This window comes from Serratia sp. 2C06 (genome assembly GCF_050037615.1).
Taxonomy (GTDB): Bacteria; Pseudomonadota; Gammaproteobacteria; order Enterobacterales; family Enterobacteriaceae; genus Serratia; species Serratia ureilytica.
Genome location: NZ_CP188299.1, coordinates 763,963 through 778,274, shown reverse-complemented (window position 1 = coordinate 778,274; position 14,312 = coordinate 763,963). Strand labels below are relative to the sequence as shown.

Genomic DNA, 14,312 nt, shown 5'->3' with positions numbered 1-14,312 from the left:
GCACGACGGGTGTCGCTTTGCCATCATCGGGTTAATCCGCCCGTGCCACGGTAGGTCTACGGTGGTGGGCTTTTGCCTCTAGTTGGAGGGTTTCAGATGGACGAGTTTAAACCGGAAGACGATCTCAGACCTGATAGCAGCGATCGTCGTCCTACGCGTTCGCGCAAGCCGGCCGCCGCGCCGCGCTTCGCCGTTTCGCGCCAGCATTTGATGATTGGCATCGGCATTTTGGTGCTGCTGCTGCTGATTATCGGCATCGGTTCAGCCCTGAAGGCGCCGACCAAACATGAAGCGGCGCAGGAGAGCGGCGCGCAAAACGGCGCGGCCCGCGATATCAACCTGTCCGGTTCTTCGTCGCTGACCACCGCCAATAACGGCGTGCCGGGCGGCACGACGGATACCCACGATAATAACGGCGTGAGCGCGACTCAGCCGCAGCAACCGCAGAACGTCAGCGTTCCGCCGATCTCCGGCACGCCGACCGAAGCGCAAACGCAGCCTCAGCAAGGCGGTGCGCAGCAGCGCGTCGATTTGCCGGGCAACATGGCGGATGCGCTGTCGCAGCAGCAGGGGCAGGTGGATGTCGCTACGCAGGGCATGACCGGCGCAGCGTCGACGTTGCCGACCGCACCGGCAACGGTGATGAGCGGCGCCGCAGCGCGCGAAGCGACGCGTCCTGTGCAGGGCACTGCCCCGCAACAGCATAAAACGCCGGCGAAAACCGCCGCCGCCAAACCGACCGCAACGCAGCATAAATCACCGACTACGGTGTATACGCCGCCGGCCAAACCGTCTTCCACCGCGAAAGCGGGAGCGGTCGCCAGCAGCGGCAGTTCTGTGCAGTCTGCGCCGGGCAGCCACTATACCTTGCAACTGAGCAGCGCTTCGCGTTCCGATACGCTGAACGCCTACGCCAAACAGCAGAAGCTGCAGAATTACCTGGTGTACGCCACCAAGCGTGACGGCAAGCCGTGGTATGTGCTGGTGAGCGGCAACTATGCGTCTTCTGCTGAAGCGAAGCGCGCCATTGCTTCGTTGCCGGCCGATGTGCAGGCGAAAAAACCATGGGTTCGACCTGTACACCAAGTGCAGCAAGATCTTAAAAAATAAATCATTTAAATTTGTGCGCTGATGTGCTGTCTGAAACAGAGTACAATCCGCCGCTCTGAATTGTATAAGTAGCTAATTGACGGCATGAAGAAAAACCGCGCTTTTTTAAAATGGGCTGGTGGAAAATACCCGCTGGTAGATGAGATTCGTCGCCATCTGCCGGCGGGAGACTGCTTAATCGAGCCCTTCGTGGGTGCGGGATCCGTCTTTCTGAATACGGATTACGACGCCTACATTCTCGCCGACATCAATAGCGATCTTATCAACCTGTATAACATCGTTAAGCGGCGCACGGATGACTTCGTGCGCGATGCCCGCACGCTTTTCGCCGATGAATTCAATAACTCGGATCAGTTTTACCTGCTGCGAGAAGAGTTCAATACTAGCACCGAGCCTTACCGCCGGGCGCTGCTGTTCCTGTACCTGAACCGTCACTGCTATAACGGCCTGTGCCGCTATAACCTGCGCGGCGAGTTCAATGTGCCGTTTGGCCGGTACAAGAAACCGTACTTCCCGGAAGAAGAGCTCTACTGGTTTGCTGAAAAATCGCGCAATGCCACTTTTGTCTGCGAGCATTACCGCGATACCATGGCGAAGGCCGCAGCCGGCGCCGTGGTGTATTGCGATCCGCCTTATGCGCCGCTGTCGGCGACGGCGAATTTCACCGCTTACCACACCAACAGCTTCAGCATCGCCGATCAGCAGAGCCTGGCGCATCTGGCGCATCAGCTCTCGGTAGAGAGCCGGGTGCCGGTATTGATTTCCAATCACGATACCGAGCTGACGCGCGACTGGTACCAGCATGCTGCGCTGTATGTGGTGAAAGCGCGCCGCACGATCAGCCGCAATATTCTCGGCCGCAGCAAAGTGAACGAGCTTTTGGCGCTGTATCGCTAAGCCGGGGGCACCCCGGCGCATAACAACTCGACCCTACGTTTGGAGAAGCGGATGAAAAAGTTTTTGATTGCCCCGTCCATTCTGTCGGCAGATTTTGCCCGGTTAGGTGAAGATACCGCTAACGTGCTGGCCGCAGGCGGCGACGTGGTGCACTTCGACGTCATGGACAACCACTACGTGCCCAATCTGACCATCGGTCCGATGGTGTGCGAAGCGCTGCGCAACTACGGCATTACCGCGCCGATTGACGTGCATCTGATGGTCAAGCCGGTGGACCGCATCGTGCCTGACTTCGCCAAGGCCGGCGCGTCTTATATCTCTTTCCACCCTGAAGCCTCCGAACATGTCGATCGCACCATTCAGCTGATCAAAGAGCACGGCTGTAAGGCCGGCCTGGTGTTCAACCCGGCGACCCCGCTGAGCTATCTTGATTACGTGATGGATAAAATCGACGTGATCCTGCTGATGTCGGTCAACCCGGGCTTCGGCGGCCAGTCGTTCATCCACGGCACGCTCGACAAGCTGCGCCAAGTGCGCAAGCTGATCGACGACAGCGGTCGCGACATCCGCCTGGAAGTCGACGGCGGGGTGAAGGTGGATAACATCGCCGAAATCGCCGCCGCGGGCGCCGATATGTTCGTCGCCGGTTCCGCCATCTTTGGCCAGCCGGACTACCGCAAGGTGATCGACGAGATGCGCAGCGAGCTGGCGAAGGTTTCCCATGGCTGATTTCGGCGCGATCCGCGCATTGGCCTTCGATCTGGACGGCACGCTGGTCGACAGCGCGCCGGGCCTCGCGGCCGCCATCGATATGGCGCTGGAAGAAGCGGGCCTGCCGCAAGCGGGTGAGGAGCGGGTTGGCACCTGGATCGGCAACGGCGCCGACGTGCTGGTGCAGCGCGCGCTGCGCTGGGCGGAAGCGGAAGGCACGCCGGAACAGTGCGGCCGGCTGCGTGAACGCTTCGACCATTTCTATGCGCAGACCGTCGACAGCGGTAGCCGCCTGTTCCCGCAGGTGCAAGAGACGCTGGCCCGACTGGCCGCGCACGGCTACCCGATGGCGCTGGTGACCAACAAGCCGACGCCGTTCGTGGCGCCGCTGCTGGCATCGTTGGGGATTGGCGACTATTTCTCGCTGGTGATCGGCGGCGACGACGTGACGGAAAAGAAACCGCACCCGGCGCCGTTGTATCTGGTGCTCGGCAAGCTTGGGCTGCGCGCGCATGAACTGCTGTTCGTCGGCGATTCACGCAACGATATTCAAGCCGCGCAGGGCGCCGGTTGCCCAAGCGTCGGCTTTACCTACGGTTATAACTACGGCGAATCGATCGCCCTGAGCCACCCCGATCGGGTGTTGGAGCGCTTTGCCGATTTGTTGCCCGCTCTTGGGCTGTCATCTTTAGAGAATCAGGAAATTTAAACATGAGTAAGCCCATCGTATTTAGCGGCGCGCAGCCGTCCGGCGAACTGACCATCGGCAACTACATGGGTGCGCTGCGTCAGTGGGTGCAGATGCAGGACGACTACGACTGCATCTACTGCATCGTCGATCTGCATGCCATCACCGTGCGCCAGGACGCCGAGAAACTGCGCAAAGCCACGCTGGATACGCTGGCGCTGTACCTGGCCTGCGGTATCGATCCGGAAAAAAGCACCATCTTCGTGCAGTCGCACGTGCCTGAGCACACGCAGCTGAGCTGGGTGCTGAACTGCTACACCTATTTCGGCGAACTGAGCCGCATGACGCAGTTCAAAGACAAATCCGCACGCTACGCGGAGAACATCAACGCCGGGCTGTTCAGCTATCCGGTGCTGATGGCGGCGGACATCCTGCTGTATCAAACCAATCAGGTGCCGGTGGGCGAAGACCAGAAACAGCACCTGGAACTGAGCCGCGACGTGGGCCAGCGTTTCAACGCGCTGTACGGCGACGTGTTCAAAGTGCCGGAGCCGTTTATTCCTAAATCCGGCGCACGCGTGATGTCGCTGCAGGAACCGACCAAGAAGATGTCCAAGTCGGACGATAACCGCAACAACGTGATCGGCCTGCTGGAAGATCCGAAAGCGGTGACCAAAAAGATCAAACGCGCAATGACCGACTCGGAAGAGCCACCTGTCGTGCGTTACGACGTGGTCAACAAGGCGGGCGTCTCCAACCTGTTGGACATCCTCGCCGGCGTCACCGGCAAGAGCATCGCGCAGCTGGAAGCCGAGTTCGAAGGCCAAATGTACGGCCACCTGAAAGGCGCGGTGGCGGAAGCCGTCTCCGGTATGCTGGCTGAGCTGCAGGAGCGTTACCACCGCTTCCGCAACGACGAAGCCTACCTGCAGCAGGTGATGCGCGACGGCGCCGCCAAGGCTCGCGCACGCGCGCAGGAAACCCTGGCGAAGGTTTATCAGGCCGTCGGTTTCGTACCGCCGCAGGCGTAACGCCGGCGCAAATAAAAAAAGCGGCCTTGGGCCGCTTTTTTTACGTCGGTATCACGCCATTTGCGCCAGGCCGGCGGGCGGGGCTTCGCTGGCGAACCAATTAAGCTTGCTGCGCAGGCTGACCACGCTGCCGACGATGATCAGGCTGGGGCTGGCGGCCTGCAGGGACAAGGCGCCCAGTTGGCCAAGCTCGCCTTCGATCACCCGCTGGCGACAGGAAGTGCCGTTTTCCACCAGCGCCACCGGTGTGGCGGCCGGCAGTCCGTTCGCGATCAGCCGGCGCTGGATCTCCGCCGCCTGCGATAGCCCCATATAGAACACCAGCGTCTGTTGCCCGGCGGCCAGCGTCGCCCAGTCCAATCCACCGTCGGCCTTGGCGTGGCCGGTCACCAGACGCACGCTCTGCGCGTGGTCGCGGTGGGTGAGCGGGATGCCGCTGTAGGCGGAACAGCCGGAGGCGGCGGTGATGCCCGGCACCACCGAGAACGGTACGTTGGCGTCCGCCAGCGTTTCCAGCTCTTCGCCGCCGCGGCCGAAGATAAAGGGATCGCCGCCCTTCAGGCGCACCACGCGTTTGCCTTGCCGCGCTTGCTGCAGCAGGATGTGGTTGATCTGCTCCTGCGGCACGCAGTGATGGCCGGCGCGTTTGCCAACGAAGATGCGCTCGGCGTCGCGACGCACCAGCGTCATGATCGCTTCGGAGACCAGCCGGTCGTAAACCACCACGTCGGCCTGCTGGATCTGTTGCAGCCCTTTCAGCGTCAGCAGGCCGGCATCGCCCGGCCCGGCGCCCACCAGCACCACTTCACCGCGATCCTCCGGCCGTTCGCTGAACAGCTGTTCGAGCTGGCGTTCGGCCAGAGCCGCGTCGTCATTGGCCAGCGATTGCGCCAGCCGATCGTGAGCGAACAGCCGCTCCCAGAAGCGGCGGCGCGCGCCGAGGCTGCTGAAGCGCTGTTTCACCCGTTGACGCAGCGATCCGCCGAGCTGCGCCAGCTTGCCGAGGTGTTGCGGCAGCAGCGCTTCCAGCTTCTCGCGCAGCAACCGCGCCAACACCGGCGCTTTGCCGCCGGAGGACACCGCCACCACGATCGGTGAACGATCGATGATCGACGGTATGATAAAGCTGGCGCGTTTCGGGTCATCGACCACGTTGCAGAACACCCGTTGCTGGTTGGCGCACTGGTACACCCGCGCGTTGACCTCCAGCCTATCGGTGGCGGCGATCACCAACCATTTTTCCGTCAGCAGGGCCGGGCTGAATTCGCCCTCGGCCAGCGTCAACAGGCCTTCTGCCGCCCACTGGTGGAACTGCGGGCTGAAGTCTACGGCGTTGACGGTCAGCGCTGCGCCGGCGTCCAGCAGCAGGCGCGCCTTGCGTTCGGCGATCTCGCCGCCGCCGACCAGCAGGCAGGCTTTATGTTGCAGTTGGCAGAAAATCGGCAGGTAGTCCATCGGCACTCCTCGGGGTCATCAGGGTGGGGGCGAAATGCGCCCCCGAGAACTCAGGCGGTCTGTCGTACGGCGGCTTTCGCCGCCTGCGGGCGTTCGGCGCGCGGCGTGGCGTACCAATACCCCAGACCCATCAGCACCGAGCCGGACAGGATGTTGCCCAACGTCACCCACAGCAGGTTGTGGCCGATGCCGGCGAGGGTATAGGTCTCGCTGTGGTTGCCGAACCAGGAGAGGGCGAACAGCGTCATGTTGGCGACGGAGTGTTCGTAACCCGAGGCGATAAAGGCCAGCAGGCACCACCAAATGGCGATGAACTTGGCGGCGCCTTCTACGCGGATCGCCATCCAGATCGCCAGGCAAACCAGCCAGTTGCACAGCACGCCCTTGAAGAACAGCACCTCGGCCGACGCGGTGGTTTTCGCCAACGCGGCGCTGTGCACCAGACTGGTATCCACCGGCAGCAGGCTACCGCCGCCGTAGTAATACATCAGCGCTACCAGCACCGAGCCGAGTAGGTTGCCGAGCCAGGTTTGCGGCAGCACCGCCCACATCTGGCTTTGGCGGATGGTGCCGGCCTTGACGCCGAGCGTCAGGAACATCGTATGGCCGGTGAACAGCTCGGAACCGGCGATGATCACCAGCGTCAGCGCGATGCCGAAGGTGGCGCCCATCACCAGCGGCCGCACGCTTGGGTCGACCAGATTGCCGAGGGTGAAGATCAGGATGATGCCAAGGCCGACGTAGGCGCCCGCCATCGCCGAGCTGATCCAAAAGCCGAGCGGGCTCTCCTTCGCCAGGCGGACGATGCGCGCCGCGTTGGCGGCGCATTTGTTGATCGTGTCGGTAAACATGTTGCCTCCCGAAAGGTTATGCCGCGACTTGCACGATGCCGTCGACCACCCGGCTGGTGAAGCTGGCGACAGAACGGCTGTCATCTTCCAGACAGTGGCCGTCGTACAGGCGGAAATGCTGTTTCTTCAGCGGGCTGGCGACCCACAGTTCGCCCTGATGCTCGGCGATCAGCCCGCGTGACAGCACGCTGGCCTGGGCGAAGGGGTCGATATTGCTGATGGCGAACACCTGCTCGTCGGCATAGGGGCGGAACACCGCCACCTGCCGATCGCCGATCAGGGCGCACACGCCGGTGCCGGGCAGAATGTCGGCGACGGGACAAACGGTAATCCACTGGCTCATGCGTGGCTCTCCTCGGTATCGATCAGGGTGACGGGAATGCGCTCGTCCGGGCGCGCAGGGCGGTGCTGGTCGCGTTCGGCCACCACCTGCACATTCGGATCGCGCAGCGGGCTGTTGATGAAGTGGGCGAAGCGCAGCTGCGTTTCCGGATGCTCGACGGTCTCTTTCCACTCGCAAATCACCGCGTCGCGCAGGCGGGCGATCTCCGCTTCCAGTTGGTCGTTGATGCCGAGCTTGTCGTCGACGATCACCTTGCGCAGGTAGTCGATACCGCCTTCCAGGCTTTCCAGCCACACCGAGGTGCGCTGCAGTTTATCGGCGGTGCGGATATAGAACATCATGAAGCGGTCGAGATAGCGCACCAGCGTCTCGCGATCGAGGTCGGCGGCCAGCAGGTCGGCGTGGCGCGGTTTCATGCCGCCGTTGCCGCAGACGTACAGGTTCCAGCCGTTCTCGGTGGCGATGATGCCGACGTCCTTGCCCTGCGCTTCGGCGCATTCACGGGTGCAGCCCGAGACGCCGAACTTCATTTTGTGCGGGGTGCGGATGCCTTTGTAGCGATGTTCCAGCGTGACGCCGAAACCGACGCTGTCGCCGACGCCGTAGCGGCACCAGGTGCTGCCGACGCAGGTTTTCGCCATGCGCAGCGCCTTGGCGTAAGCGTGGCCGGTTTCAAAGCCGGCGGCGAGCAGCTTGCGCCAGATGGCCGGCAGATCGTCTTTCTGCGCGCCGAACATGCCGATGCGCTGCGAGCCGGTCATTTTGGTGTAGAGATTGTACTCCTTGGCGATCTGGCCAATGGCCAGCAGGCCGTCCGGGGTGATTTCGCCGCCGGCGGAGCGTGGGATCACCGAGTAGGTGCCGTCTTTCTGGATATTGCCGAGGAAGTTGTCGTTGGTATCCTGCAGCGGCGTATGCTGCGGCTTGAGGATGTATTCGTTCCAGCAAGAAGCCAGCAACGAGCCGACGGTGGGTTTACACACTTCGCAGCCGTAGCCTTTGCCGTATTTGGCCAGCAGCGTCTCGAACGACTTGATGCCTTCGACGCGGATCAGGTGGAACAGCTCCTGGCGCGAATAGGCGAAGTGTTCGCACAGGTGGTGGTTGACCTCGATGCCTTGCTTGCTCAGCTCGGCGTTCAGCACCTGGGTGAGCAGCGGGATGCAGCCGCCGCAGCCGGTGCCGGCCTTGGTTTCGGCCTTCAGCGCCGCCACGGTGTGGCAGCCTTTGTTGACTGCCTGGATGATGTCACCTTTGCTGACGTCGAAGCAGGAGCAGATCTGCGCGCTTTCCGGCAGCGAATCCACGCCGATGGCCGGTTTGCTGCCCGCGTGGGCCGGCAGGATCAGGCCGTCCGGGTTCTCCGGCAGTTCGATGCCGTTCAACGCCAGCTGCAGCAGGTTGCCATAATCGCTGGTGTCGCCCACCAGCACCGCGCCGAGCAGGGTTTTGTTGTCGGCGCTGACCACGATGCGTTTGTAGACTTCTTTGCTTTCATCCAGATAAACGTAGCTGCGGGCGCCCTCGGTGCGGCCGTGGGCATCGCCGATGCCGCCGACGTCCACGCCCAGCAGCTTCAGCTTGGCGCTCATGTCGGCGCCCTGGAAGCCGTTTTCGCGGCCCAGCAGGTGATCGACGGCCACCTGCGCCATTTTGTAACCCGGTGCCACCAGGCCGAAGGTGCGATCGCGCCAGGCGGCGCACTCACCGATGGCGTACACGTCCGGATCCGACGTCTGGCAGCTGTCGTTGATGGCGATGCCGCCGCGGCGGCCAATCTCCAGCCCGCACTGACGCGCCAGCTTGTCCTGGGCGCGGATGCCGGTGGAGAACACGATGAAATCCACTTCCAGCAGGCTACCGTCGGCGAAATGCAGGGTTTTGCGCGCCGTGCCGCCGCCGTTGACGATCTCCTGGGTATTTTTGCCGGTGTGTACTTTGACGCCCATGCGCTCGATCTTGCGGCGCAGCTGGTCACCACCCATCGGGTCGAGCTGTTCGGCCATCAGCACCGGAGCGAACTCGATCACGTGCGTTTCCACCCCCAAGCTTTTCAGCGCGCCGGCGGCTTCCAGCCCCAACAGTCCGCCGCCGACTACCGCACCGCGTTTGCTGCGGCGCGCGCAGGCTTCGATGGCGTTCAGGTCTTCGATGGTGCGGTAAACGAAGCAGTCCTGGCTATCCGAGCCTTTAATCGGCGGGATCCACGGATAGGAGCCGGTGGCCATGATCAGCTTGTCGTAATAGACGGTGCGGCCGGTGTTGGAGTGGATCACCTTCTCGTCGCGATTGATGGTGATGGCGCGCTCGCCGACCAGCACCTTCACGCCGTGTTTTTCGTAAAAGCCTTCGCGCACCAGCGACAGCTCTTCGGCGGTGTGGTGCGAGAAGTAGGAGGAAAGGTGCACGCGATCGTAAGCGATGCGTGGCTCTTCGCAAAATACGGTGATTTCGAATTGGTCTTTGTCTGCTTTATCCAACAGATCTTCGATGAACCGGTGGCCGACCATGCCATTGCCGACGACGGCAAGTTTGACTCTGCTCATTATTGCCTCAAAATTCTGGTTTCCTAGGCTTACCTTATCTCTCCCGATGGGCAATTTATTGATGCAAATCAATCACACCCTTATATACCTCTAACGTGGTATATGGATGATTTTCCACGTTTTTTGATAAGTTGCGGATTTTATTCACCTTTAGCTGAAGCGAGTCAGTTTGCATGCAAATTACCCCGCAGGGAGTAAACGCAGGGGGTAGGCAGGCAACGGCGACTTTGTCAGCGCGATCCGCTGCCAGTATGATGAAGAAAACCAGCGCAACGGCAGAGGTGAAGGGTGGCGAAACGTCCATTGAAGTTTATCGACAACCTGCGTTTAAGCGGGCATGAAGGGTTGTGGCAACTGGCGATCGAACAGGGGCGCATCGCGCATTTGGTGCCGCAGCCGGAAGGGCAGGAGTGGCGCAGCGACGTGTTGGATGCGCAGGGCGGGCTGGCGTTGCCGGCGTTCGTCGAACCGCATATTCACCTGGATACCACGCAAACCGCCGGTCAGCCGGCCTGGAACCAGTCCGGCACGCTGTTCGAGGGCATTGAGCGCTGGGCCGAACGTAAAGCGTTGCTGACCCATGAAGACGTCAAACAGCGCGCCTGGCAAACGCTCAAGTGGCAGATCGCCAACGGCGTGCAGTATGTGCGCACCCACGTCGACGTTTCCGATCCCACGCTGACCGCGCTGCGTGCCATGCTGGAGGTGAAGCAGGAGGTGGCGCCCTGGGTGACGCTGCAGATCGTCGCCTTCCCGCAGGAGGGGATCCTTTCCTATCCTAATGGCGAAGCGCTGCTTGAAGAGGCGCTGCGGCTGGGGGCCGACGTGGTGGGTGCCATTCCGCACTTCGAATTCACCCGCGAATACGGCGTGGAGTCGCTGCATAAGGCGTTCGCGCTGGCGCAAAAATACGATCGGCTGGTGGACGTGCACTGCGATGAAATCGACGACGAGCAATCGCGCTTCGTCGAGACCGTGGCGGCGCTGGCGCTGAAGCTGGAGATGGGGGCGAAAGTTACCGCCAGCCACACCACGGCGATGCACTCTTACAACGGCGCTTACGCCTCGCGGCTGTTCCGCCTGCTGAAAATGTCCGGCATCAACTTCGTCGCCAACCCGCTGGTGAACATTCACCTGCAGGGACGTTTCGACAGCTACCCGAAACGGCGTGGCGTGACGCGGGTGAAGGAGATGCTGGAGGCAGAGATCAACGTCTGCTTCGGCCATGACGACGTGTTCGATCCCTGGTATCCGCTCGGCACCGCCAACATGCTGCAGGTGCTGCATATGGGGCTGCACGTGTGCCAGCTGATGGGCTATGGCCAGATCGACGATGGGCTGAAGCTGATCACCCACCACAGCGCGCGGACCCTTAACCTGAGCGACTACGGCCTGGCGGCCGGCAACAGCGCCAACCTGGTGATCCTGCCGGCGGAAAGCGGCTTCGACGCAGTGCGCCGCCAGACGCCGGTGCGTTATTCGATTCGCCAGGGAGCGGTGATCGCCGAAACGCGGCCGGCGGAAACCACGCTGCATTTGCAGCAGGATGAGACGGTGGATTTTCGGCGTTAGTCGATGATTGCCTGAAGCCGTGCCAGCGCGTCGGCGATGACTTCGCCAGGAGCACGTTCAACGAATTGCGCGCTGCGCCCGGCCAGATCCATCATGCGAACCTGGTTGATCAAGATGACGCCCTGCGTTGCGGTGCCGCTCCCGCTCAGGCTGACGGTGAAACCCGCTGTACGGGCAAAATTAGCCCCTTGTGAAATAGGGGCAACTAGCACCATGCCCAGCGCATTAAACTCGCGGGGAGAAAGCACCAGTGCCGGACGAAAGTCGCCTTGCTGCTCACGGCCAACCACGGGATTCAGGCTGACCCGGATAAGATCTCCGCGCTGAAAAACGGGGCGCTTCACCATACTTCTTTCCCCGCCGGCGGCATGTGTTCCCAGTTGTCGTCTGCGGCGGCCGGCGCTTCACCGTCACAGCTATCGAGCAATTGCTGCAGTGAATAGCGTTTCTTAACCGGTTTAATGACCAACGTTCCATCGATGACCTGCATGTCCATTTCCTGACCTACCTGGAGTTCCAGCTCGTTCATTAGCGCTGAGGGCACCAGCATTCCTGCGCTGTTGCCCCATTTTTTGATAAAGACTTTCATGAGCAATCCCTCTCCATTGTTCATGTATAAACAATGTATAATTAAGTGTGAAAAATGTACATAAAAAAGGGCGCCTTGCGGGCGCCCTTGATGTATTTGATGCGAAGAAATCAGTGCGTCACGTGACCGTGGCTGCGGTGCTTGGTCACGAAGCCCAGCAGCAGACACATCACGAACACCGCCAGGTACAGGCCGTTGGCGGTGGTCAGCGCCGCGTGCGCCCCGCCTTTCGCCACGATCGGGCCGGTGACCACGAAGGTCAGCATGGTGCCGATGGTGCCGCAGGTCAGGATAAAGTTGACCAGCTTCGGCGAGGAGACCTTGGTCTGCAGCGAGCCGAGGGTGATCAGCGTGGTGTAGATGGCGCTGGAAACGAAGCCCAGGGCCATGATGTAGTAGCCCAGGTGCTCCGGATTGTCGGTGCTGACGAACAGGTACATCGCGCCGGTGGCCAGCGCGGCCAGCACGGTAACGATGCGCTGCAGATCGAAGAAGCGCAGGATGAAGCTGAACACCCACATGCCGACCATGTATGAGGTCCAGAAGTCGCTCACCAGCTTACCGGCCTGGCCGATGTCCATGTTGAACGACTTGGTGGCGTACTCAGGCACCCACTGAATGAAGCCCAGCTGGCCAAGGATGTAGCACAGCGCGGCGATCGACAGGAACAGCACGCCGATGCCCCATTTTTCTTTCTCGACCGGTTGACCGGCGTCGGCGCCTTTCTTGCCCAGCACCGGGAAGTCGGAGCACAGGGTCAGCACGAAGATCCCCACGTACAGCAGGCCGATGCAGGCATAAACCCAGTACCAGCCGATATGGCGAGCCAGCAGCATGGCGGCGACGATTGGGAAAATCATCCCGGCCATGCTGAAGAAGGAATCGGTGAACAACAGGCGTGAACCGCGCTGGCGGCCGGCATACATGTGGGTGATCAGGAAGGTGCCGATCGACATGGTGATGCCGCTAACCACGCCAAGGATAAACATGCACAGCGAGAACATGGTCAGGCTCTTGCCGAGCATCAGCCCCGCCACCGCCAGCACCATCAGGACAAAGCCGAAGATCAGCTGACGCTTCAGCGGGATGATTTCCATCAGCCAGGCATTGAGGAAGATCGAAATCAAAATGCCGGCGTTGAGGAAAGTAAAGGTGTTACTCATGCTGGAAACCGGCAGATTAAAGTACTCTGCAATGTTTCCCATCACCATCCCTGTGACGATCACTAAAGCACCGGTCAGCGCGTACGAAAAGAAGCTGATCCAGGTAAGCCGTATGCGGTTACTGTCATTCATTATATAGGCCTGAATATGTCTGTTAGAGGTTTTAAAACTGGCATAAGGCCGCTGGCTTTTCCTGGCAAACGCAGAAAAAAGTCCCGTTCAGGCCACCAGGGGGCGGATCCTAGCACAGACAACGGGATTTTTTGTGATGGCTGTCGATTTTTTGATGCAACCCATGAAGGGGTGATACGCATTATTGTGATCTATTTGCGTACCGTCACAATGGAATCACGGTTGATGATCGTCGGCTCAAAACGGTGCGTCGGGGTGGCGGGATCGATCAACCTGCGCGCCGCGTATTGCGCCATCTCGCTGATGGGAAAGTGTACGCTGCTCAACGCCGGGCGGACGAAGGGCGCGCGTTCGCCGCTGTCGTAGCAGATCAAGGAGATATCCTGCGGCACCCGCAGGCGGTGCTCGTTGATCGCCAGCAGGGCGCCGATCGCCATCTCTTCGTTGCAGCAGTAGATGGCGCTGGGCGGCGCGGCCTGCCGCAACAGGCGATCGGCGCAGCGGTAACCGCTTTCCAGATCGTAAACGCCCTCCAGACAGGCCACCGGCTCGATATTCGCCGCCTGCATCGCCTCTTCAAACCCTTGCAGCCGCAGGCGGCTCGACGGCCGCTCGCGTGGCCCGCTGATGCAGGCGATGCGCCGGTGTCCGGCGTCGAGCAGTTGCTGGGTCGCCATGCGGCTGGCGAGCGGATGATCGAAGGTGACGCAGCGGTCTTCCAGCCCCGGCACCAGACGATCGAGCAACACGAAATGACGTTGCTCCGCCGCCAGCTGGCGCAGCCGATCGTCGCTGAGAAAACGCACGTGCAGGATCACGCCGTCGCAGCGCAGGCTGAACAGCCGCTGCACCGCCTGCCATTCGTTTTCGGCGCTGTTGCGGCCCTGGGTCACCAGCAGCTGCTTGCCGTGGGATTCGGCCTCGGTTTGCACGAAGTCCATCAGCGCGCCGAAGAAGCCGCCGCGATACGACGTGGTGACCAACCCGAGGGTATTGCTGTGGCTGGAGGCGAGCGCGCGGGCCGCCGGGTTGGGGGTGTAACCGAGCTGGGCGACGGCGCGTTCAACCTTCTCGCGGGTCGGCGCTTTGACGTTGCTGTCGCCGTTCACTACCCGCGATACGGTGGCGCGCGATACGCCCGCCAGCGCCGCGACATCTTCCAGTGTCACCATCGTCCAACTCCTGATTACGGCTAAAAAAATGGGTTCGGCGCGCCGAACCCCT

At 61.4% G+C, this 14,312-nt stretch carries 14 protein-coding genes; 6 read left to right on the top strand and 8 right to left on the bottom strand.

Annotated features, from left to right (window positions below; translation table 11 throughout):
• The first annotated feature begins 96 nt into the window (after nucleotides 1-96).
• The 5 genes from ACP3TA_RS04220 (at nucleotide 97) to trpS (ending at nucleotide 4,437) form a co-directional block, all read left to right on the top strand.
• Entirely contained in the window at nucleotides 97-1,110 is a 1,014-nt protein-coding gene (locus tag ACP3TA_RS04220; protein WP_129993641.1) for an SPOR domain-containing protein, read from the top strand.
• A gap of 84 nt (nucleotides 1,111-1,194) precedes the next feature.
• A complete protein-coding gene (dam, locus tag ACP3TA_RS04215; RefSeq protein WP_047573438.1) occupies nucleotides 1,195-2,007 on the top strand; it encodes an adenine-specific DNA-methyltransferase in 813 nt (270 codons plus the stop codon).
• 51 nt (nucleotides 2,008-2,058) lie between these two features.
• Entirely contained in the window at nucleotides 2,059-2,736 is a 678-nt protein-coding gene (rpe, locus tag ACP3TA_RS04210; protein WP_019456160.1) for a ribulose-phosphate 3-epimerase, read from the top strand.
• Complete coding sequence (locus ACP3TA_RS04205; RefSeq protein ID WP_038878137.1) at nucleotides 2,729-3,427, top strand: phosphoglycolate phosphatase; 699 nt, start codon at nucleotides 2,729-2,731, stop codon at nucleotides 3,425-3,427. Before rpe ends, ACP3TA_RS04205 begins: the two co-directional genes overlap by 8 nt.
• 2 nt (nucleotides 3,428-3,429) lie before the next feature.
• Nucleotides 3,430-4,437, top strand: coding sequence for a tryptophan--tRNA ligase (trpS, locus tag ACP3TA_RS04200; RefSeq protein WP_004930324.1), 1,008 nt, complete (start codon nucleotides 3,430-3,432; stop codon nucleotides 4,435-4,437).
• A gap of 51 nt (nucleotides 4,438-4,488) precedes the next feature.
• On the opposite strand, the gene cysG is transcribed toward trpS, so the two are convergent.
• From cysG to nirB, 4 genes are read right to left on the bottom strand one after another with little or no spacing between them, the layout of a single operon-like run.
• Complete coding sequence (gene cysG / locus ACP3TA_RS04195) at nucleotides 4,489-5,892, bottom strand: siroheme synthase CysG (RefSeq protein ID WP_426784545.1); 1,404 nt, start codon at nucleotides 5,890-5,892, stop codon at nucleotides 4,489-4,491.
• A 50-nt stretch (nucleotides 5,893-5,942) separates the two neighbouring features.
• Nucleotides 5,943-6,743, bottom strand: coding sequence for a nitrite transporter NirC (nirC, locus tag ACP3TA_RS04190; protein WP_426784544.1), 801 nt, complete (start codon nucleotides 6,741-6,743; stop codon nucleotides 5,943-5,945).
• Nucleotides 6,744-6,759: 16 nt separating this feature from the next.
• On the bottom strand, nucleotides 6,760-7,086 hold the full coding sequence (nirD, locus tag ACP3TA_RS04185; RefSeq protein WP_038878129.1) for a nitrite reductase small subunit NirD: 327 nt from the start codon (nucleotides 7,084-7,086) through the stop codon (nucleotides 6,760-6,762).
• Nucleotides 7,083-9,632, bottom strand: coding sequence for a nitrite reductase large subunit NirB (gene nirB, locus ACP3TA_RS04180; protein WP_103101818.1), 2,550 nt, complete (start codon nucleotides 9,630-9,632; stop codon nucleotides 7,083-7,085). Before nirB ends, nirD begins: the two co-directional genes overlap by 4 nt.
• Before the next feature lie 303 nt (nucleotides 9,633-9,935).
• Here nirB and ACP3TA_RS04175 point away from each other — a divergent pair, with 303 nt between their 5' ends.
• A complete protein-coding gene (locus ACP3TA_RS04175; RefSeq protein ID WP_207188402.1) occupies nucleotides 9,936-11,204 on the top strand; it encodes a cytosine deaminase in 1,269 nt (422 codons plus the stop codon).
• On the opposite strand, the gene ACP3TA_RS04170 is transcribed toward ACP3TA_RS04175, so the two are convergent.
• From ACP3TA_RS04170 to ACP3TA_RS04155, 4 genes are all read right to left on the bottom strand, one after another.
• A complete protein-coding gene (locus ACP3TA_RS04170; RefSeq protein WP_089197523.1) occupies nucleotides 11,201-11,551 on the bottom strand; it encodes a type II toxin-antitoxin system ChpB family toxin in 351 nt (116 codons plus the stop codon). The genes ACP3TA_RS04175 and ACP3TA_RS04170 overlap by 4 nt on opposite strands.
• Entirely contained in the window at nucleotides 11,545-11,793 is a 249-nt protein-coding gene (locus ACP3TA_RS04165; protein ID WP_089197522.1) for an AbrB/MazE/SpoVT family DNA-binding domain-containing protein, read from the bottom strand. Before ACP3TA_RS04165 ends, ACP3TA_RS04170 begins: the two co-directional genes overlap by 7 nt.
• A 110-nt stretch (nucleotides 11,794-11,903) precedes the next feature.
• Entirely contained in the window at nucleotides 11,904-13,088 is a 1,185-nt protein-coding gene (gene tsgA / locus ACP3TA_RS04160) for an MFS transporter TsgA (RefSeq protein WP_025304528.1), read from the bottom strand.
• Between the two features lie 191 nt (nucleotides 13,089-13,279).
• Entirely contained in the window at nucleotides 13,280-14,260 is a 981-nt protein-coding gene (locus ACP3TA_RS04155; RefSeq protein ID WP_033645266.1) for a LacI family DNA-binding transcriptional regulator, read from the bottom strand.
• Nucleotides 14,261-14,312 lie beyond the last annotated feature (52 nt).

Coding starts and splice junctions, on each gene's coding strand:
- ACP3TA_RS04220 (WP_129993641.1), top strand. CDS start 97: ATGGACGAGTTTAAACCGGAAGACGATCTCAGACCTGATAGCAGCGAT.
- dam (WP_047573438.1), top strand. CDS start 1,195: ATGAAGAAAAACCGCGCTTTTTTAAAATGGGCTGGTGGAAAATACCCG.
- rpe (WP_019456160.1), top strand. CDS start 2,059: ATGAAAAAGTTTTTGATTGCCCCGTCCATTCTGTCGGCAGATTTTGCC.
- ACP3TA_RS04205 (WP_038878137.1), top strand. CDS start 2,729: ATGGCTGATTTCGGCGCGATCCGCGCATTGGCCTTCGATCTGGACGGC.
- trpS (WP_004930324.1), top strand. CDS start 3,430: ATGAGTAAGCCCATCGTATTTAGCGGCGCGCAGCCGTCCGGCGAACTG.
- cysG (WP_426784545.1), bottom strand. CDS start 5,892: ATGGACTACCTGCCGATTTTCTGCCAACTGCAACATAAAGCCTGCCTG.
- nirC (WP_426784544.1), bottom strand. CDS start 6,743: ATGTTTACCGACACGATCAACAAATGCGCCGCCAACGCGGCGCGCATC.
- nirD (WP_038878129.1), bottom strand. CDS start 7,086: ATGAGCCAGTGGATTACCGTTTGTCCCGTCGCCGACATTCTGCCCGGC.
- nirB (WP_103101818.1), bottom strand. CDS start 9,632: ATGAGCAGAGTCAAACTTGCCGTCGTCGGCAATGGCATGGTCGGCCAC.
- ACP3TA_RS04170 (WP_089197523.1), bottom strand. CDS start 11,551: ATGGTGAAGCGCCCCGTTTTTCAGCGCGGAGATCTTATCCGGGTCAGC.
- ACP3TA_RS04165 (WP_089197522.1), bottom strand. CDS start 11,793: ATGAAAGTCTTTATCAAAAAATGGGGCAACAGCGCAGGAATGCTGGTG.
- tsgA (WP_025304528.1), bottom strand. CDS start 13,088: ATGAATGACAGTAACCGCATACGGCTTACCTGGATCAGCTTCTTTTCG.
- ACP3TA_RS04155 (WP_033645266.1), bottom strand. CDS start 14,260: ATGGTGACACTGGAAGATGTCGCGGCGCTGGCGGGCGTATCGCGCGCC.